Raw genomic sequence first — 18,713 nt, forward strand, 5'->3', positions numbered from 1 at the left:
CGGAGATGGAAGCACCGTGAGGTGTGGAGTTGACCGGTACTAATAGGCCGAGGGCTTGCCACAAACATGCTACGCATCCACTGTGCGGTGTCTGAGACACCAACCACCCCCCACCCCCACCCATGGGCTTTGTCCTGGTGTGTGGGTGTGGGTTGCTGGTTATTGTTTCATAGTGTTTCGGTGGTTTTAGCGGTGGGGAAACGCCCGGTCCCATTCCGAACCCGGAAGCTAAGCCCATCAGCGCCGATGGTACTGCACTCGTGAGGGTGTGGGAGAGTAGGACACCGCCGGACTTCTTTACCAAAGGCGGGGTGTTCTCGCAGGAACCTGAGAAATCAGGTCACTGCGAGAACACCCCGCCTTTGTTCGTTGCGTCAACGCGAATATCCTCGACCTGTGACCGTACGCACCCTCGTCCTGCAGCTCGATGACGCCGATCCGCCGGGCAGGCTCGCCGACTGGCTGATCGACGCGGGAGCGCAGCCGCACGTCGTCCGGCCCGACCGCGAACCGGTGGACCTTGGCGAGCACACCGCCGTCGTGTGCCTCGGCGGGGCCATGGGCGCCAATGACAACGTCCCCTGGCTGGCCGACGTCCGGATGCTGCTGTCCCGGTGTGTCACCGCGGGCACCCCGGTCCTCGCGATCTGCCTGGGCGCGCAGCTGCTCGCCGTGGCCGCCGGTGGCCGGGTCGAGGTGGGTGAGCAGGGCCCGGAGGTCGGCGGGGGCCTGGTGGCCAAACGCGATCTCGGGTGGACCGACCCCCTGTTCGCCGAGATGCCGCTCATGCCCGACGTCGTGCAGTTCCACTCCGACGCCGTCACCCGGCTGCCCGCCTCGGCGGTCCTGCTCGCCGCGGGGACGCGGTACGCCAACCAGGCGTTCCGGGTGGGCCGCGCCGCCTACGGGCTGCAGTTCCACATCGAGACCACGCCGGAGACTGTGCTCGGCTGGGCGGCCGCCTACCCGGACCTCGCCGCGCAGGCGCGCCCCGGCGAACTGGAGCCCGAGCGACTGGCCGAGCTGCACGCCGACGTCGAGGCGTCCTGGCGCCCGTTCGTCGCCCGGTTCGTCGCGCTGGCCCGCGGCGACCTCGCGCCCGCGGAAACGGCCCGCCCCACTCTGCCGATGATCTGATCACGATGACCGATCCCGCCCGCTCCGTCCCGTCCACGGCCCGCTTCGGGCTGACCGGCGACCGCGCCGAGCGCGAGTTGCGGGCCGCCGGAATCTGGGGCGACACGGGTCCGCTGCCGGAGTACGAGGCCATCCTGGCCGCGCTGTCCCGCAGCCCGGACCCCGATCTCGCCCTGCGCAGCCTTGACCGCATCCGCGAAGCCGATCCGGAGGGCTGGCCCGGCCTGCGGGCGGCGCTGGCCGAGGACCGGCAGATGCGCGGGCGGCTGGTGGCGGTCCTGGGCTCGTCCACGGCGCTGGCCGACCACCTCGCCGCCAACCCGAGCGACTGGCCCCGGTTCACCGGCCGCACCCCTGTCCACAGCTACGCCGACGCCCTGCTCGCCGCCGTCGGCGCGGAGGAAGCCGGTGAACAGGGCCCCGTGGCGCGGTTGACCGGACGAGAAGCCGTGCGGGCGTTGCGGTTCGCCTATCGCGCTCTGCTGGGGGAAGTCGCGGGCGACGACCTCGGGCACGTGGTCGAGCCGACCGTGCCCGCCGCCGACTACGTGAAGATCACTGGGCAGCTCACCGAACTGGCCGAGGCCGCGCTGCGGGCCGCGCTCGCGGTGGCGCGGGCCGAGCAGGAGGGCCAGGAGCCCGCGCGGCTGGCGGTCATCGCGATGGGCAAGTGCGGGGGCCACGAGCTCAACTACGTCAGCGACGTCGACGTCGTCTTCGTCGCGGAGGGCGACCTCGCGCTGGCCACCCGGGTCGCCAGCGCGATGATGCGGGTCGCGGGGGAGGCCTGCTTCGAGGTCGACGCGGCGCTGCGCCCGGAAGGCAAGGCCGGAGCCCTGGTGCGCACCGTGGACGGCCACGTCTCCTACTACAAGCGCTGGGCGCGCACCTGGGAGTTCCAGGCGCTGCTCAAGGCCCGCCCGGTCGCCGGGGACGCCGAGTTGGGCGCCGAGTACCTCGACGCCGTGGGGCCGATGGTCTGGTCCGCGGCCGACCGGGAGAACTTCGTCGCCGACGTGCAGGAGATGCGCAGGCGGGTGGAGAAGCACGTGCCCTCCGAGCTGATCGAGCGCGACCTCAAGCTCGGCCGGGGCGGGCTGCGCGATGTCGAGTTCGCCGTGCAGCTGCTGCAACTGGTGCACGGCCGCGCCGACGAGGAGCTGCGGCTCAGGTCCACGGTGGACGCCCTGGCCGCGCTCGGCGCGGGCGGTTACGTCGGCCGCACCGACGCCGCGGAGCTGAACGACTCCTACCGGTTCATGCGGACCCTGGAGCACCGCCTGCAACTGCAGCGGCTGCGGCGCACCCACCTGTTCCCGGCCGAGGAGGACACCGTCGAGCTGCGCAGGATGGCGCGGGCGATGGGCATCGGACCGGAAGGCGGGCGCTCGGCGGCCCAGGCGCTGCAGGCGGAGTTCCGCAAGCAGGGCAACCACATCCGGAGGCTGCACGAGAAGCTGTTCTACCGGCCGCTGCTCGCCGCGGTTTCGCGGGTGCCGACCGACGCGCTGCGGCTGACCGAGGGGCAGGCGCAGGCCCGGCTCACCGCGCTCGGCTACGCCTCGTCCGAGGGGGCGCTGCAGCACATCAAGGCGCTCACCGCGGGCGTCTCGCGTCGGGCGTCGATCCAGACCGCGCTGCTGCCCGTTCTGCTCGACCTCCTCGGCGGCACACCCGATCCGGACGGCGGGCTGCTGGCCTACCGCAAGGTGTCCGAGGCGTTGGCGGCGACGCCCTGGTACCTGCGGGTGCTGCGCGACGAGGGCGCCGTCGTCGAGCGGCTGGCCACGCTGCTCGGCACGTCCAAGCTCGTGCCCGATTTGATAGTCCGCGCGCCGGAAGTGCTGCGGCTGCTGGCCGACCCCCGGGAGCTGGCCCACCGCGACCCGGAGGAAGTGGCGGCGTCGCTGCGCAGCGCCGTCAAGCGGCACGGGTACCTCGGCAACGCCGTCGCGGCGGCGCGGTCGCTGCGCAGGCACGAGGTGCTGCGGGTGGCGTGCGGCGACCTCCTGGGGTTCCTGGAGGTCGAGGCCGTGTGCGCGGCGCTGTCGAGTGTGTGGGCGGCGGTGTTGCAGGCGGCGCTGGCCGCCGTGGACCGGGCGGAGGCGGCGGCCGACGGGGGCCACCTGGCGCGCATCGCGGTCATCGGCATGGGCAGGCTCGGCGGCGCCGAGCTGGGCTACAGCTCGGACGCGGACGTGATCTTCGTGTGCGAGCCCGCGCCCGGCGTCTCCGAGCAGGACGCCCTGCGGTACGCGGGTCGGGTGGCGCAGAGCCTGCGCAGGCTGCTGGGCTCGCCCAGCGGCGACCCGCCGCTGCACGTCGACGTCGACCTGCGCCCGGAAGGCAAGAACGGGCCGATCGTGCGCACCCTGGAGTCCTATCGCGCCTACTACGCGCAGTGGGGGGAGATCTGGGAGGCGCAGGCGCTGTTGCGGGCGACCCCGATCGCAGGGGACGCCGAACTCGGCGCGCGCTTCATCGAGATGATCGACCCGGTGCGCTACCCCGCCAACGGGCTCGACGCCGCCCAGATCAGGGAGATCCGGCGGATCAAGGCCCGGGTGGACACCGAGCGGCTGCCCCGTGGGGCCGACCCGACCACGCACACCAAGCTCGGCCGGGGCGGGCTGGCCGACGTCGAGTGGACCATGCAGCTGATGCAGCTGCGGTACGCCCACGCCCACCCGGCGCTGCGCACGACCTCCACACTGGACGGCTTGCGCGCCGCGGTGGACGAGGGCCTGGTCGACGCCGCCGACGCCCAGGCGCTGCGCGAGTCGTGGCTGCTGGCCACCCGGGTGCGCAACGCGGCGACGCTGGTGCGGGGCAAGCAGACCGACCAGCTGCCGAAGTCCGGCCGGGAGTTGGCGGCGACCGCCGCCGCGGTGGGGCACCCGGGGGGCGACCCCGGCGCGTTCGTGGACTCGTACCTGCGGACCACGCGCCGGGCCCGTGGCGTGGTGGAGCGGCTGTTCTACGGGGACTGAAGTGGAGCGCGTCACGGACCGACGCCCGGTCGGGTTCGGCGACATAGAGTGCGGGCATGGGCTGGAGTATCCGAATCCCCGTGCGCAGCTATGAGCTGGACAGCCTGGGACACCTCAACCACGCGGTGTACCACCAGTACGCCGAGATCGCCCGGGTCGAGGGGTTCTCCGCGGCGGGGTGCCACTGGTTCGACCTGATCGAGGCGCGGACGGCCCCGGTGCTGCTGTCGTCCACCATCGACTTCCGCCGCGAGCTGCGCGCCGGGGACGTGGTGGACGTGACGTGCGAGGTGAAGTTCGGCGCGGGCAAGACCTTCCGCGCCGACTCCACGATCACCAAGCTCGACGGCACCGTCTCCGCCGAGATCACCTGCGTCATCGGGGTCATGGACCTCGACCTGCGCAAGCTCGTCGCCGACCCGCGCGCGACCCTGGCCGCGCACGGGTTCGACCTGTCCCGCCTGGACTAGGCCGTGCTCCACATCGGAAACACGGCCTAGGCCAGCACCTCGCCGACCTCGTCGACGCGCACCTCGGCGGTCGCCCGGCGCAGCAGCTCCCCGGCGAGCGCGGGGGACTGCAGGTCCGTGGGGCCGTAGACGGGGACGTCCAGGCCCGCCTGTGCCTCGCGGATCGCCAGCGGCGAGGTGGTGAGCAGGCCGCTCACCGCGAGCACCGGGTGGCCTGCGGCCTGCAGGCGCTGCACGCCGTAGAGCGCTCCGGAGGAGTCCGCGGCGGCGAACAGCACGCCGCTGGTCAGCCGCCGGATCTCCGGGCGGTCCAGCAGCTGCGCGGTCTCCGGCTGGAGCAGGCCGTCGGCGATCTCCAGCACGATCACGTCCACGCCGCGGGCCATCAGGTGCCCGTGCAGCAGCTGCGCGCCGCTGATCAGGCGGTCCAGCGGGATGCGGAACGTCGTGGCCATGCCCGCGTCGGTGAAGTCCAGCACCGCCACGGCGCCGGAGTCGCGGAAGAGCCACGGGTCCCCGCCCGCCGCCGTGCCCGTGACCTTCGCCGCGCCGACCCGCAGCCCGGCCCGGGACAGGCCGTGCACGAGGGAGGCGACAGTGGTCGTCTTGCCCGAGTTCATCGATGTGCCGACCACGACGAGCGTCGGCGGCATCCGCAGCGCGGGCACCGGCGTGCCGAGCGCGAGGTCCGACACGTTGATCACCCGGCCGGTGGCGTCGCCGACCAAGCCCAGCGGCCGCACCGTCGTGGGGGCCGAGACCGCGGCGTTGCGGCTGCGGACCTTGCCCAGCACGCCGCCCGCCGCGACCAGGTCGCAAGCGCCGAGGTCGTCGGGCAGCTCGGCCTCGAAGTGGTCGGGGGCGTAGCGGGCGCCGTAGGCCACCAGGACCTCGTCGCCGACGTACAGCCGCGCTTTGCGGCCGTCGGTCAGCTCCAGCAGCTGGTGGTAGCCCACCTTGGTGATCTCCGCGAGCACGATGTCGCCGTGGGTCGGCTGGTGATCGGCTTGGTGGACGAGGGTGAGCGAGGTGTCCCGATCGAGATTGCGCACCGCGTAGGCGGGCTTGAGCCGGGCTAGGCGCGCTGGGTCCAGGGAGGCGAACATGGCGGGTCCTCGATGATCGCTGGGAAGAGATCGCCCGTGGCGAGAGCCGGACGGACTGGTGTGCGCGGGAGCGTACGACCTTCAGCGCTGCCAAGGGAATCCCACCGGCGGTATCGGTTCGGGAAACAGTCCCGCGACCCTGGTCAGGGACCAGGCGAACCACCCGTTCGGGGACGTGAAACGGGGCGGCGACCGGGTTTCCCCTCGGTCACCGCCCCGTGGTCGGGCTGGATCAGTGGTCGGGCTGGATCAGACGTCGTAGTACAGGCCGAACTCGTAGGGGTGCGGGCGCAGGCGCAGCGGGTCGATCTCGTGCTCGCGCTTGAACGCCACCCAGGTCTCGATCACGTCGGGGGTGAACACGCCGCCTTCGAGCAGGTAGTCGTGGTCGGCCTCGAGGGCGTCGAGGACCTGGTCCAGCGACGCCGGGACCTGCGCGACCTCCTTGGCCTCCTCGGGGGGCAGCTCGTAGAGGTCCTTGTCGATCGGGGCCGGGGGCTCGATCTTGTTCTTCACGCCGTCCAGGCCCGCCATCACCATCGCCGCGAACGCCAGGTACGGGTTGCCGGAGGAGTCCGGGCAGCGGAACTCGACGCGCTTGGCCTTGGCGTTGTTGCCGGTGATCGGGATGCGCACGCAGGCCGAGCGGTTGCGCTGGGAGTAGACCAGGCTGACCGGGGCCTCGTAGCCGGGGACCAGGCGGTGGTAGGAGTTCACCGTCGGGTTGGTGAAGGCCAGCAGGCTCGGGGCGTGCGCGAGCAGGCCGCCGATGTAGTGGCGGGCCATGTCGGACAGGCCCGCGTAGCCGGACTCGTCGTGGAACAGCGGCACGCCGTCCTTCCACAGCGACTGGTGGCAGTGCATGCCCGAGCCGTTGTCGCCGAAGAGGGGCTTCGGCATGAAGGTGGCGGACAGGTTCTCCTGCCACGCGGTGTTCTTGATGATGTACTTGAACAGCTGCAGGTCGTCGGCGGCGTGCAGCAGGGTGTTGAACCGGTAGTTGATCTCGGCCTGGCCCGCGGTGCCGACCTCGTGGTGGGCGCGCTCGACGGTGAAGCCGGAGGCGGCGAGGTTCAGCACCATCTTGTCGCGCAGGTCGGCGAAGTGGTCGACCGGCGGGACCGGGAAGTAGCCGCCCTTGAAGCGGGTCTTGTAGCCCTTGTTGTTGCCGTTCTCCTCGGCGCCGGTGTTCCACCAGCCCTCGACGGAGTCGATCTCGTGGAACGAGCCGTTCTCGGTGTAGTCGAAGCGCACGGAGTCGAAGGTGTAGAACTCCGCCTCGGGACCGAAGTACGCGGTGTCGGCGATGCCGGACTCGGCGATGTACAGCTCCGCCTTGCGCGCGATGTTGCGCGGGTCGCGGCTGTAGGCCTCGCGGGTGAACGGGTCGTGCACGAAGAAGTTGAGGATCAGCGTCTTCTCGATGCGGAACGGGTCGAGGCGCGCGGTGTAGGGGTCGGGCAGCAGCAGCATGTCCGACTCGTGGATCGACTGGAAGCCGCGCACCGAGGAGCCGTCGAAGGCGAGGCCCTCGGTGAAGGCGTCCTCGTCGAAGGCCGAGGCCGGGACCGTGAAGTGCTGCATGACGCCGGGAAGGTCGCAGAACCGGACGTCGACGAACTTCACATCCTCGTCGGCGATGAAGCGCAGGACCTCGTCGGAAGAGTTGAACACGCTGGTTGGCTCCTTACTCCTTGCACCACGTACCGCAGGCTGGCTTCCCCGCTCTGCGTGAGGACGCTATGAGGGCGGTGTTGCCCAGCAGTCACCCCGGTGTTTCGGCGGTGTTAACGACAGCCGGATTCGACCGAAGCATGCCAGTGCCGGGCACGCGCGGCATGTCGTCCTACGCTGGTGGGGTGAGCAGATGGAGTGGGACGTGGCTGTCCGGGGCGGGGGCGGCGCTGGAGCCCGGCGACGGCGAGCCGCGCTGGCGCGGTGACCGCCTCGGGCTGCCCGAGCGCGGGCGCGGCTCGGTCGCGGGCACCGGCGCGCGGCTGGTGGCGTTCCTGGTCGACCTGGTGCTGGCGTCCCTGGTGACCTCGCTGTTCGTCGACCGCGACTTCGACGACCCGGCGTCGCTGTGGACGTTCAACCTCTTCGCGGTCGGCGTGTGGCTGCTGGTGACCGTCGTCGGGGTCGCGGTGGCGGGCTTCACCCCGGGCAAGGCGCTGATGGGCGTGCGCGTGATCCGGATGGACGGCGGCGGCGTGGTCGGCCCGCTGCGCGCGCTGCCGAGGGCGGTCCTGGCCGGACTGATCATCCCGGCCGCCATCTGGGACCGCGACGGGCGCGGCTTCCACGACCGGCTGACCGGGACGATCGAGCTGCGGGTCCGCTAGCGGCGGCGGATGCTGCGCTGGACGCTGCGCATCTTCACGCCCTGCGGCATGGGGCCCTTGGGGATGGCGGCGCCGCGGTTGGCCAGTGCGGCCAGGCGCTTCTCCACGGAGTCGATGTCGTTCGGGCGCAGGTTGTTCGGCAGCTTCATCAGGTGGCGCTGCAGGCCCTTGAGCGGGACCTGGCCCTCGTCGTTGCCGACGATGACGTCGTAGATCGGGGTGTCGCCGATCAGCCGCGAGATGCGCTTCTTCTCCTGGCCGAGCAGGCCCTTGACCCGGTGCGGCGAGCCCTCGGCGACCAGGATGACGCCGGGACGGCCGATCACCCGGTGCACGGCGTCGAGCTGGGTGGTGCCCGCGACGGTCGGGGTGACGCGCCAACGGCCGCGCATGTTCTCCAGCGCCCACGCCGCCGCCCCCGGCTGGCCCTCGGCCTTGCCGTAGACGGTCTTCTGCACGCGGCGGCCGAACACGATCACCGCGGCGAGCAGGCCGAAGGCGATGCCCACCGGGAGCACGAACCACTGGACGTCCAGTAGCCACCCGATGCCGAAGACCACCGCGACGACCAGCAGGAAGCTGCCCAGCATCCAGGGGATGAGCCCCTTGTCTTCCTTGCGCTGCATCTTGAACGCCTGGAAGATCTGCCCGCGCTTGGCCTTGGACGCGGCCTTGCGCGCCTTCTTGGCTTCCTTCGCGGCCGCCTTGTCCTGCTTAGCTGCCATGTTCACCAGGATACGGGGCGTGCTCCCACGGGGAAGCGGTGCGCTCTGTCAAGATGCAGCGCATGGCCGGCGCGAGGGGACCCCAGGACGCGATCGCCGGGCTCGACCCGGAGCAGCTGGCCGCGGTGCGGGCGCCGCGCGGGCCGGTGTGCGTGCTCGCCGGGGCCGGGACGGGCAAGACCAGGACGATCGTCAGCCGGATCGCCGCGCTGGTGCACGACGGGCACGTCTCCGCAGGTCAGGTGCTGGCCGTCACGTTCACGGCCCGGGCGGCGGGGGAGCTGCGGACCCGGCTGCGGGCCATGGGCATCGACGCCGCGCAGGCCCGCACCTTCCACTCGGCGGCGCGGCGGCAGTTGCGGTACTTCTGGCCGAGGGTGGTCGGCGACGAGCCGTGGGAACTCATCGACGGCAAGCTGCGTTTGATAAGCCAGGCGGCCCACCGCGCGGGAGCGGCGACCGAGCGGGAGACGCTGCGCGACCTCGCGGCCGAGATCGAGTGGGCGAAGGCGTCGCTGATCGCGCCCGAGGACTACCCGGCGGCGGTGCTCAGGGCGCACCGCTCGCCGCCGGTCGCCGCCGAGCTGGTGGCCTCGGTGTACACCGGGTACGAGGCGCTCAAGAACCGGGCGCGGGTGCTGGACTTCGACGACCTCCTGCTGCACACGGCGGCGGCGCTGGAGGAGCACTCGGCGGTGGCCGAGGAGTTTCGGGACCGGTACCGGTGTTTCGTCGTGGACGAGTACCAGGACGTCACGCCGTTGCAGCAGCGCGTCCTGGACGCGTGGCTGGGCAGGCGCGACGACATCACGGTGGTCGGCGACGCCAACCAGACCATCTACTCCTTCGCGGGCGCGTCGCCGCGTCCGCTGCTGGACTTCAGCCGCCGCTACCCCGACGCCACCGTCGTGCGGCTGGAGCGCGACTACCGGTCCACCCCGCAGGTGGTGTCGCTGGCCAACCGGGTGATCGACGCCGCGAAGGACCGGCCTGCGGGCTCGCGGCTGCGGCTGGTCGGGCAGCGCCCGGGCGGGCCGGAGCCGGTCTTCGCCGAGTTCGACGACGAGCCCGCCGAGGCCGCGGCGGTGGTCGCGCGCGTCAAGGAGCTGGTCGAGGCGGGCACGCCGCTGCGCGAGATCGCCGTGCTGTTCCGGATCAACGCCCAGTCGGAGGTCTACGAGCAGGCGCTGGCCGAGGTGGGCATCCCGTACCTGGTGCGCGGGGGTGAGCGGTTCTTCGCGCGCCAGGAGATCCGGCAGGCGGTCGCCGCGCTGCGGACCGCGGCGCTCCGCCCGCCCGCTGGTGACCTGCCCGCGCAGGTCCGCGCGGTGCTGGAGCCGGTGGGCCTGAGCGCGGAGCCGCCTTCGGGCGGGTCGGCGCGGGAGCGCTGGGAGTCGCTGCTGGCGCTGGTGGAACTGGCCGAGGAGTTGGCGGGGGCGGTGTCCGAGGCCGACCTGCGGCGCTTCTGCCAGGAGTTGGAGATGCGCGCGCAGGCCCAGCACCCGCCCGCGGTCGAGGGTGTCACGCTGGCGTCGCTGCACGCGGCCAAGGGGCTGGAGTGGGACGCGGTGTTCCTCGTGGGGCTGGTCGAGGGGACCTTGCCCATCCAGCACGCCGATGGCGACCCCGCCGCGGTGGAAGAAGAGCGTCGGCTGCTTTATGTCGGGGTGACCCGCGCGCGTGAGCACCTGTCGCTGTCGTGGTCGCTGGCGCGGACCCCGGGTGGCGGGCGCTATCGCAGGCGCAGCCGGTTCCTGTACGGGCTGGTCCCCGACAGCCACCCGGCCGCCCGCCTGCCCGTGGCCCGTCAGCGCGAGGTGACGCGGCCGCAGTTCGCCGAGCGGTTCTGCCGGGTGTGCCAGGGGCGGCTGGTCGGCACGCTGGCCGTCAAGCTGGGCCGGTGCGCGGACTGTCCCGGTGAGGTGGACGGGCCGTTGCTCGATCGTTTGCGTGAGTGGCGCCATGAGCGCTCGCGCGCGCTGAAGGTGCCCGCGTTCGTCATCTTCACTGATGCCACGCTGACGGCCATCGCCGAACAACGTCCGGTGGACCGGGCCGCGCTCGTGGCGATTTCCGGTATCGGGGCGTCGAAACTGGAGAGATTCGGCGCCGAGGTGCTGTCCCTGGTCTCCGGTGAGGACTCGGCCGAATGGGTGTGACGGTCGTCACACGAAGTTCTGGAAAATCGGTTGCACCGTCTGCTGCGACACCAATAACCTGCAATCACCGGGATCGAACTGCCCGGGAGTTTCTGCCCAACGACAGCGCGTGAGGAGGTGGCCATCGTGGTGAACATCGACTTTGCGGTGAGCACCGGCTACCTCGTGCTGCCCACGGGTGCACTTGGTTCTGGGGCTGGGGTCTGCCCGAAGCACGTCCAGGGACGCCGTATCCGCGTGTCCGCCATGGCCACTCCGCTTCCGGCTGCCTGGCAGCGCGTCGCGCGCACCGATTTCGCCACCATCCCGTCCGCTTCCTTGGGACGGGTGACTTGACGCCACGTCAACTCACCCTGGCTCCCGAGGCCGCGGACTCCGATACCGGAATCCGCGGCCTTTTTCTTTGCCCAAATCCTTCGACCTGGAGCGACATCTCATGTCAACCGCCACTGCTCCGTGCACCGACGGAGTTCTCTCCGACCTGCTGGACGCTCCCAGCACCGGAGTGAGCGAGCTGCTGGACGCGGCTCCGCACGCAGGTCTCGACCTGCCCTGCCGGTCTTCTGACAACCCCGACCTGTGGTTCGCCGACGCGCCGACCGAGCTCGAGCGCGCCAAGGCCCTCTGCGAGGACTGCCCGGTCCGCGCCGCGTGCTTGAGCGCGGCCCTGGCCCGGCACGAGCCGTGGGGCGTCTGGGGCGGCGAGATCTTCGAGCGCGGCGTGGTCATCCCGCGCAAGCGGCCCCGTGGCCGTCCGCGCAAGGAGGACGCCGCCCGCGACGCCGCCGAGCGCGCCACCCGTTCCCGAACCGAGGTTGCCGCATGAACCCGCAGATCACCGCCCCGAAACTGGACGACTACACCCCTGAGGGAAGCACGCAAATGCTGATCTACGAACATCTCGCCAGATCCCGAATGCGGGAGGCGGAGCAGGCGGCGCGCAAGCACCGCCTCGTCCGCGGCCTGCTCCGAGCCCGCCGTTGGCAACGGGTCTCGCACTGGGCGGCCCGCCGCGCCGCGAACGCCGCTGTCGCCCCCTGAGTCCCGGGCGAACCGGACTGGACGCCCCGCCACCGCACCGGTGGCGGGGCATCCGCCGTTCGGGTGGAGAAACGAGATGGAAACACACATGACACCGCGGTAGATGGTTGCGGCGCTACGGTGAGGCGCCCTGTCAGACGGAGCCTTGGGGCTGACGTTGGTACAGAAGCCTGTGACCGCCCGCAATACCCACCGCGCGCGCGACATCCCGGAAGTGGGCCGCACCGGGGCCCGCTTCGGCCCACGCGGCCAGTGGCGCCTGGCCGACGACGGCGAGCCCGACCCGCCCGACGCGCCCGCGGCGGACTCCCCGGTCGGCATGACCGGCGCCCGCTTCGGGGGCGCGGCCCGCAAGAAGCGCAAACCGGACAAGGCCGCGCCGCCATTGCGTGGGGCCGAACCGCCCGCCACCGAGCTGCCCGCCACCGAGTCGCCCGCCGCCGAGCAGGAGCGTGGCGACGAGCCCACCGAGCAATGGTGGAGCGCCGACGGGACCGCCGACTTCAGCGAGCTGGACACCCCGGCCGAACCGGGCGACGACCACTGGACCGAGGAGTACGTCGACTGGCTGGCCCGGCCGGAGTCGCACGCGCTGGTGCGGCCGTACGCGTGGACCGGTGGGCGCACCAAGGCCAACCGCGACTTGGCGGTCGAGGCGCTCGTGCGCACCGAGCACCTCAGCGCGCAGCCCTCGTGGGAGCTGCGCGCCATCGTCGAGCTGTGCCTGACCCCGCGCTCGGTCGCCGAGGTCGCCGCGCTGATGTCGGTGCCGCTCGGCGTGGCCAGGGTGCTCATCGCCGACCTCGCCGACTCCGGGGCGATCGAGGTCCACCGGGTCGTGGGCCAGGCGCCCGACCTGGCGATGATGACCAGGGTGCTCACGGGACTCCGCAGGCTCTGAGCGCTATTTTCAGCCCATGGCACACACCCACGACGGCATCGACTGGACCCGGCGGCTGACCGCGATGCGGCGCACCGACGCACTGGAGGCCGAGGTCAACGCCCTGGTCGCGCACCGGCTCGTCGATCCCCTGCCCGCCGGGGCGACGGTGGTCGACGTCGGTTCGGGCTCCGGTGGGATGGCCGCCGCGTTCGCCGCGGCGCTGGCCGCGCGCGACGGCGGCCGGGTGGTGCTGGTCGACGCGGTGCCCGAGCTGCAGGCCGCGGCGGTCGAGGCGGTGCGGGCGGTGGCCGGGGACAAGGTGGAGGCGGTCCCGGTGGAGTTCGACGCCGCCGACGACGGCATCGTCGACGCCGTGCCCGCCGGGGACCTGGTGTGGGCCTCCAACGTCATGCACCACCTGCCCGACGAGCGCGCGGGCGTGGCCCGGCTGGTCCGGCTCCTGCGTCCCGGCGGCACGCTCGCCCTGGCCGAGGGCGGACTCGCGAGCCGGTGCCTGCCGTGGGACCTCGGCGTCGGCGAGCCCGGTCTGCAGGACCGCCTGCACGCCGCCCGGGCCGAGTGGTTCGCCCGGATGCGGGCGGGCATCGAGGGCGTGCGGCGCACCCCGGTCGGGTGGAACACGGTCCTCATCGAGTGCGGTCTGTGGGACGTGCGGGCCTTCAGCTTCCTGGTCGACCTGCCCGCGCCCGCGTCGGCCGAGGTGCGGGAGTCCGTGGCCGACTGGCTCGCCTGGATGGCCGGGATCGGCGAGGAGTGGCTCTCGGAGTCCGACCGCGCCGCCGTCGCCCGGCTGCTCGACGCCGACGGGCCCGACTGGGTCGGCGCCCGCGACGACGTGTTCGTCCTCAACGCCTCGACGGTCTACCTGGGCTCGGTGTGACCCAGGCGCCGCCGCGGTGCGACCGCTGTTCCCGGTCCCGCGCGGACGCGGACCCGCTCACGGCGCTGTCCTGGGTCCGCGAGACCGACGAGCGGGGCGAGCGCTGGCTGTGCCCGCCCTGCGCGCGGGAGCACCTGCGCGACATCGAGGGCAAGCTGCCCGCCGAGTGGTGGTAAGCCTCAGCCGGCCCCGTCGGCGAAGCCGGGCTGCCAGCGGGAGATGATCGGGCGCATCGCGAAGCGGGCGTCGAGCTGGCACAGGATGCCCGTCGCGCCCGCGGTGACCCGCTGGATCAGCAGGTACTGCGGCGGCAGGTTCAGCGAGCGGCCGGTCTTGAAGTCCTGGCCGCGCAGGTCGCCGACCCGCTCGGCCTGGCGCTGCATCCACCGGCGGCTGAAGTGGAAGGTCTCCACCGCGGCGGGCTCGGCGAACGGGGCCAGGTAGGCCAGCACGTCCTCGGCGTCGAGTTCCATGCCGGAGCGGACGAAGCCCTCGTCGCGCATCAGCTGGAGCAGGTCGGCTGAGCGGCCCTCGATCGACAGCCGGGTCATCACGCCCAGCGGCCGGGGCAGGCCCTCGGGCAGCCGCGCCACCGCGCCGAAGTCGATCACGCAGAGCCTGCGGTCCGCGGTGACCATGAAGTTGCCGGGGTGCGGGTCCGAGTGCAGCAGCCCTACCCGCGCGGGCGAGGAGAAGTGGAACTCGCACAGCAGCTCGCCCGCGGCGTCGCGCTCCGCGCGGTCACCCTCCCGGATGATGTGGGACAGGGGCGTGCCGGTCACCCACTCGGTGACCGTGACCTTGGGCGCGCTGGCCACCACCCTCGGCACGAGGACGCGCTCGTCGCCTGCGAAGGCGCGGGCGAAGGTGCGCTGGTTCTCGGCCTCGGCGCGGTAGTCCAGCTCCTCGACCATCCGGTCGGACAGCTCGCGCAGCAGCGGCTTGATCTCCATGCCCGGCACCAGCGGCTGGAACAGCTTGCTGAACCGCTGGAGCTGGCGCAGGTCCGACAGCAGCGCCTCGTCGGCGCCCGGGTACTGCACCTTGACGGCCACCTCGCGCCCGTCGTGCCACACCGCGCGGTGCACCTGGCCGATGCTGGCCGCGGCGGCGGGCTCGTCGTCGAACTCGCCGAACCGCTTGCGCCAGCCGCCGCCGAGCTGCTGGGCCAGCACCCGGTGCATGGTCGGCGCGGTCATCGGCGGGGCGGCCGACTGCAGGCGGGTCAGCGCCTCGCGGTAGGGCTCGGCCAGCTCGTCGGGCACCGCGGCCTCGAACACCGACAGCGCCTGGCCGAACTTCATCGCCCCGCCCTTGAGCTGCCCGAGGACGGCGAACACCTGCTCGGCCGTCCGCGCCGACAGCTCCGCGCTGACCTTGTCGGCGCTCTGTCCGGCCAGCCGCTTCCCCCAGCCGCCGACCGCCCGGCCCGCCACCCCGAGCGGGATGCTGGCGAGCCGTGCCGTGCGCGCGACGGTCTTGCGTGGCATTTCGGTCACAAGTCGATTGTCCCTCGCGCACCCCCCGCCACGCAGCCAGTTGACGAGTGATGCCCAGGACACCGACAGGAACCTGCACGCCCCTGCTGGTCATGGGCTGGTTCAGTTGTGGGTGCGCTTGGTCGCGGCCGCTCCTTCCCGTGGGTTGTCGCCGGTCAGCCCGCCGCGGCGGCGGCCGAGCAGCGGCAGGAGGGGTGGGGGTCCCAGGGGCGGTAGACGAGGGAACCGGTGATCGAGTCCAGTTCCAGGGCCGTGTTCCAGGTCGGGACCGGTTGGTCGGCCGGGGCGTGCAGCCAGCCCAGGATGGCCAGGACCTGGGCGGCCGCCAGGCCCGCGGTCGCCTGGGCGGTGGCCAGGTCGCACTGCTGCGCTCTGCCCGCCAGCTGGGCCGAGATCCGGGGCCAGCAGGCGTCCTTGGCCGCGCGCCACAGGTCCGCGCAGTGCAGGCAGCTGCTCAACGTGGGCACGACCAGGGGGCCGATCACGCCCACGCCGGGACGGCTGCGCACCGGGAGATGCGGCACGCGGCGGTTGACGAGCTCGGCGGTGATGGCGCGGTCGGGCACGTAGGCGTCGGTCAGCAACACCAGGTCGGGGGACGCGGAGGGCGAGTGGGTGCGCACCTTCTGGTCCACGCGGCGGATCGCCGCCTGGATCGCGGTGGAGCGCGGGGCGCCGACGTCGGTGGGCAGCAGACCGGTGCCGGTGTCCTCGGGGGTGACCGTGCCGGTGGTGGAGACGTGCACATGGCCCACCCCGGCTGCGGCCAGCAGGCAGGCCAGCGACACCGCCAGGCGCCCCGCGCCGTGGACGGCGACGACCGAGCGGGCCCGCACGGGCACCGTGCTCAGGGTGCCGCGCAGGGCGCCCGCGGTGGAGTCGGCCGTCAGGTGGGGAGGTGTCGGGGCGGCGCGGGCGTCTTCGAGCAGCCCGCTCTCCGCCAGGGGCTTGATCACCGCATCGAGGCGGGCGCGCTCGCCCGGGTGGGTGGTTTCGCCTCGCAGCAGGCGGATGGTGGCGTCCATCACTGATTCGGGCACCGATTCGGGGAGGCCGAGGACGGCGGCGTGGCCGGGATCGATGCCGATCTGGATCTCGGTGCGGCTCCGGCGCAGCACCGGCAGGCCGGGGCGCAGGCGGGACGGGACGGGTGTCGTCGTGGTGGTCATGACCCCACGGTGCCCGATTCCGCCGAACGGGCGAGCGAGTTGTCCACAGGCGGCGAGTTCGGTGCCCCAAGGCGCTCCCGCGATGTCGGTGCCTGCCCTTACCGTTGTCCCGTGGCCGAACCCCGCGTCGAGGTGCGCAGGAGCAAACGTCGCACCCGCACCGTCACCGCGTATCGAGACGGTGACACCTTGATCGTCCAGATCCCTGCCCGACTGTCCAAGAAAGAGGAGGCCCACTGGGTCGCCGAGATGCAGCGCAGGCTGCTGCGCAGCGAGGCCCCGGCGCGCCCGCCCGCGCGCACGTCGGACGCCGGGCTCCTGACCCGCTGCCAGGAGCTGTCGGTGAAGTACTTCGGCGGCCAGTGCGAGCCCGCGTCGGTGCGGTGGGTGCCGCCCATGCGGACCCGCTGGGCCTCCTGCACGCCCATGGACCGCACCATCCGCATCAGCGAGCGGCTGCGGCAGGTGCCGACCTGGGTGCTCGACTACGTGCTCGTGCACGAGCTCGCGCACCTGCTGGAACCGGGCCACGGTCCCGAGTTCTGGGCGCTGGTGCGCCAGTACCCGCGCACCGACCGGGCCGTAGGCTACCTCGAAGGGCTCTCCGCCGCCGCGGGCTGGGGCCTCACGGAGGACTGACGAAGCAGAACTCGTTGCCCTCCGGATCGTGCAGCACCTGGAACGAGCCCTACGCGTCCGTCACGACGTCACCGACCGCCGTCGCGCCCAGCGTGGCGGCGGTCGCCGTGGCGGCGGGGATGTCGTCGACCTCGATGTCCAGGTGCAGGCGGTTCTTGGCCGGGCGCGGCTCGGGCACGGGCTGGAACGCCAGCCGGGGGAAGCCGGGCGGGTCGGTGTGCGACCAGCCCGACCCGCGGTCGACCACCGCGCCGCCGAGCAGCCCGGCCCAGAAGCGGGCCAGCACGGCGGGTTCGCGGCAGTCGAGCACCACCTGGTCGAGCCGTGCCCTCATTCCTCGGGCTTCTCGGTGCGCTTGAGCTCGGCGATCGGGTCGACGTCGGTGACGCCGAGGCGCTCGGCGAACTCCATCGGGTCGTCCAGGTCGTCGGCGGTGGGCAGCAGGTCGGGGTGCGCCCACAGGCCGTCGCGCGCGGTCATGCCGTGCTGGTCGGTCACCAGGCGCCAGAGGGCGGCGGCGGCGCGCAGCCTGCGCGGCCGCAGCTCAAGGCCGACGAGGGTGGCGAAGGTCTGCTCAGCGGGCCCGCCGGAGGCGCGACGGCGCCGCAGCGTCTCGCGCAGGGCGTCGGCGCCGGGCAGGCGCTCGGACACCGCGTCGCCGACCACCACGTCCACCCAGCCCTCGACCAGGGCCAGCAGCGTCTCCAGCCGGGCGAGCGCCGCCTTCTGCTCGGGGGTGGTCTGCGGCTCCAGCATCCCCGACTGCATGGCCTTCTCGATCGACTCCGGGTTCATCGGGTCGAACTGGCCCGCGAGCTGCTCCAGCGCTGAGGTGTCGATCTTGATGCCGCCCGCGAACTCCTCCACCGTGCCCAGCAGCCGCTGACGCAGCCATGGCACGTGCGCGAACAGCCGCTGGTGGGCGGCCTCGCGCGCGGCCAGGAACACCATGACCTCGCTGGAAGGCCGCTCCAAACCCTTGGTGAACTCCTCGACCGTGGCGGGCAGCAGCGCTGCCGTGCCCTCCGGCCCGAGGGGCAGGCCGATGTCGGAGGAGGTCAGCACCTCCGAGGCCAGCTGCGCCAGGGCCTGGCCGAGCTGCGAGCCGAACGCCATGCCGCCCATCTGCCCGACCATCGCCAGCAGCGGGCCCGCCTGCTGCTTGGCCTCGGCGGGCAGCGCCTCCACCCAGGCCCCGGACATGCGCTTGGCGACCGGGTCGCACAGCCGCTGCCAGGTCGGCAGGGTGGCCTCCACCCAGTCGCGCGGGGTCCACGCCTTCGTCGTCGTCGCGCCCGCGGGCAGCGTCGTGATCGGGTCGAGCCACATCTCGGCGAGGTGTACCGCGTCGGCGACGGCCTTGCCGGAGTCGGGGGCGAAGCCGGGCTTGGTCCCCAGGCGCTGCACGGCGATCTGCTTGGCCAGGTCGTAGTTGACCGGGCCGGTCGAGCCGCTTGCCTGGCTCATCATCTGGCCGAGCTGGCTGAGCATCTGGCCGAGCTGCCCGAACGCGTCGAACGGGTTCGGCTGCTGCCCGGCCTGGTCCGGGTTCTTGTTCTTGTCCCGGTCGTCGGGGTCCGGCAGGCTGAAGCCGAACGGGAACTCGCTCATGGGGTCCACGGTACGCGGCGTGGCCACCGCCGCGATGTCCG

At 72.5% G+C, this 18,713-nt stretch carries 19 protein-coding genes and 1 rRNA gene; 13 read left to right on the forward strand and 7 right to left on the reverse strand.

The features are described from left to right. The first annotated feature begins 176 nt into the window (after positions 1-176). From rrf to ACTG9Q_RS18465, 4 genes are all read left to right on the forward strand, one after another. Positions 177-293 (forward strand): 5S ribosomal RNA (rrf, locus tag ACTG9Q_RS18450). A gap of 103 nt (positions 294-396) precedes the next feature. Next, positions 397-1,137, forward strand: coding sequence for a type 1 glutamine amidotransferase (locus tag ACTG9Q_RS18455; RefSeq protein WP_455574053.1), 741 nt, complete (start codon positions 397-399; stop codon positions 1,135-1,137). Between the two features lie 5 nt (positions 1,138-1,142). Next, positions 1,143-4,127: a bifunctional [glutamine synthetase] adenylyltransferase/[glutamine synthetase]-adenylyl-L-tyrosine phosphorylase gene (locus tag ACTG9Q_RS18460; RefSeq protein ID WP_455574054.1), complete on the forward strand. Its 2,985-nt coding sequence runs from the start codon at positions 1,143-1,145 to the stop codon at positions 4,125-4,127. A 56-nt stretch (positions 4,128-4,183) separates the two neighbouring features. Continuing rightward, positions 4,184-4,597 (forward strand): acyl-CoA thioesterase, encoded by a 414-nt coding sequence (locus tag ACTG9Q_RS18465; RefSeq protein ID WP_455574055.1) that lies wholly within the window; start codon positions 4,184-4,186, stop codon positions 4,595-4,597. 26 nt (positions 4,598-4,623) lie between these two features. Here the strand turns inward: ACTG9Q_RS18465 and ACTG9Q_RS18470 are convergent, their stop codons facing one another. Further along, entirely contained in the window at positions 4,624-5,703 is a 1,080-nt protein-coding gene (locus tag ACTG9Q_RS18470) for a DUF1611 domain-containing protein (protein ID WP_455574056.1), read from the reverse strand. A 249-nt stretch (positions 5,704-5,952) separates the two neighbouring features. Continuing rightward, complete coding sequence (gene glnA, locus ACTG9Q_RS18475; protein WP_455574057.1) at positions 5,953-7,377, reverse strand: type I glutamate--ammonia ligase; 1,425 nt, start codon at positions 7,375-7,377, stop codon at positions 5,953-5,955. 185 nt (positions 7,378-7,562) lie between these two features. On the opposite strand from glnA, the gene ACTG9Q_RS18480 reads away from it, so the two are divergent. Then, positions 7,563-8,045 (forward strand): RDD family protein, encoded by a 483-nt coding sequence (locus ACTG9Q_RS18480; protein ID WP_455574058.1) that lies wholly within the window; start codon positions 7,563-7,565, stop codon positions 8,043-8,045. Here the strand turns inward: ACTG9Q_RS18480 and ACTG9Q_RS18485 are convergent. Then, positions 8,042-8,770, reverse strand: a complete 729-nt coding sequence (locus tag ACTG9Q_RS18485) for a DUF4191 domain-containing protein (RefSeq protein ID WP_455574059.1) — start codon at positions 8,768-8,770, stop codon at positions 8,042-8,044. The two genes, ACTG9Q_RS18480 and ACTG9Q_RS18485, sit on opposite strands and share 4 nt — an antisense overlap. Before the next feature lie 62 nt (positions 8,771-8,832). Here ACTG9Q_RS18485 and ACTG9Q_RS18490 point away from each other — a divergent pair, with 62 nt between their 5' ends. From ACTG9Q_RS18490 to ACTG9Q_RS18520, 7 genes are all read left to right on the forward strand, one after another. Further along, a complete protein-coding gene (locus ACTG9Q_RS18490; protein WP_455574060.1) occupies positions 8,833-10,929 on the forward strand; it encodes an ATP-dependent DNA helicase UvrD2 in 2,097 nt (698 codons plus the stop codon). 117 nt (positions 10,930-11,046) lie between these two features. After that, positions 11,047-11,265, forward strand: a complete 219-nt coding sequence (locus ACTG9Q_RS18495; protein WP_455574061.1) for a hypothetical protein — start codon at positions 11,047-11,049, stop codon at positions 11,263-11,265. Positions 11,266-11,365: 100 nt separating this feature from the next. Further along, on the forward strand, positions 11,366-11,755 hold the full coding sequence (locus ACTG9Q_RS18500; RefSeq protein WP_455574062.1) for a WhiB family transcriptional regulator: 390 nt from the start codon (positions 11,366-11,368) through the stop codon (positions 11,753-11,755). Continuing rightward, complete coding sequence (locus ACTG9Q_RS18505; protein WP_455574063.1) at positions 11,752-11,970, forward strand: hypothetical protein; 219 nt, start codon at positions 11,752-11,754, stop codon at positions 11,968-11,970. Before ACTG9Q_RS18500 ends, ACTG9Q_RS18505 begins: the two co-directional genes overlap by 4 nt. Before the next feature lie 172 nt (positions 11,971-12,142). Further along, entirely contained in the window at positions 12,143-12,871 is a 729-nt protein-coding gene (locus ACTG9Q_RS18510; protein WP_455574064.1) for a DUF742 domain-containing protein, read from the forward strand. Positions 12,872-12,887: 16 nt separating this feature from the next. Then, positions 12,888-13,754, forward strand: a complete 867-nt coding sequence (locus ACTG9Q_RS18515; protein ID WP_455574065.1) for a class I SAM-dependent methyltransferase — start codon at positions 12,888-12,890, stop codon at positions 13,752-13,754. Beyond that, positions 13,751-13,930 carry a hypothetical protein gene (locus ACTG9Q_RS18520; protein WP_455574066.1) on the forward strand — a complete coding sequence of 60 codons (180 nt, stop codon included), beginning with the start codon at positions 13,751-13,753 and terminating at the stop codon, positions 13,928-13,930. The genes ACTG9Q_RS18515 and ACTG9Q_RS18520 overlap by 4 nt, the downstream gene beginning before the upstream one ends. 3 nt (positions 13,931-13,933) lie before the next feature. On the opposite strand, the gene ACTG9Q_RS18525 is transcribed toward ACTG9Q_RS18520, so the two are convergent. Together ACTG9Q_RS18525 and ACTG9Q_RS18530 are read right to left on the reverse strand one after the other, a co-directional pair. Beyond that, positions 13,934-15,244, reverse strand: coding sequence for an ABC1 kinase family protein (locus ACTG9Q_RS18525; protein WP_455574415.1), 1,311 nt, complete (start codon positions 15,242-15,244; stop codon positions 13,934-13,936). Between the two features lie 164 nt (positions 15,245-15,408). Further along, positions 15,409-16,422, reverse strand: coding sequence for a hypothetical protein (locus ACTG9Q_RS18530; RefSeq protein WP_455574067.1), 1,014 nt, complete (start codon positions 16,420-16,422; stop codon positions 15,409-15,411). A 111-nt stretch (positions 16,423-16,533) separates the two neighbouring features. Here ACTG9Q_RS18530 and ACTG9Q_RS18535 point away from each other — a divergent pair, with 111 nt between their 5' ends. Beyond that, complete coding sequence (locus ACTG9Q_RS18535; RefSeq protein ID WP_455574068.1) at positions 16,534-17,061, forward strand: M48 family metallopeptidase; 528 nt, start codon at positions 16,534-16,536, stop codon at positions 17,059-17,061. Between the two features lie 49 nt (positions 17,062-17,110). Here ACTG9Q_RS18535 and ACTG9Q_RS18540 read toward each other — a convergent pair whose 3' ends face one another. Together ACTG9Q_RS18540 and ACTG9Q_RS18545 are read right to left on the reverse strand one after the other, a co-directional pair. Beyond that, on the reverse strand, positions 17,111-17,395 hold the full coding sequence (locus ACTG9Q_RS18540) for a VOC family protein (RefSeq protein WP_455574069.1): 285 nt from the start codon (positions 17,393-17,395) through the stop codon (positions 17,111-17,113). Then, entirely contained in the window at positions 17,392-18,672 is a 1,281-nt protein-coding gene (locus tag ACTG9Q_RS18545) for a zinc-dependent metalloprotease (RefSeq protein ID WP_455574070.1), read from the reverse strand. The genes ACTG9Q_RS18540 and ACTG9Q_RS18545 overlap by 4 nt, the downstream gene beginning before the upstream one ends. Positions 18,673-18,713: the final 41 nt, after the last annotated feature.

Source organism: Actinokineospora lacus, from assembly GCF_053813445.1.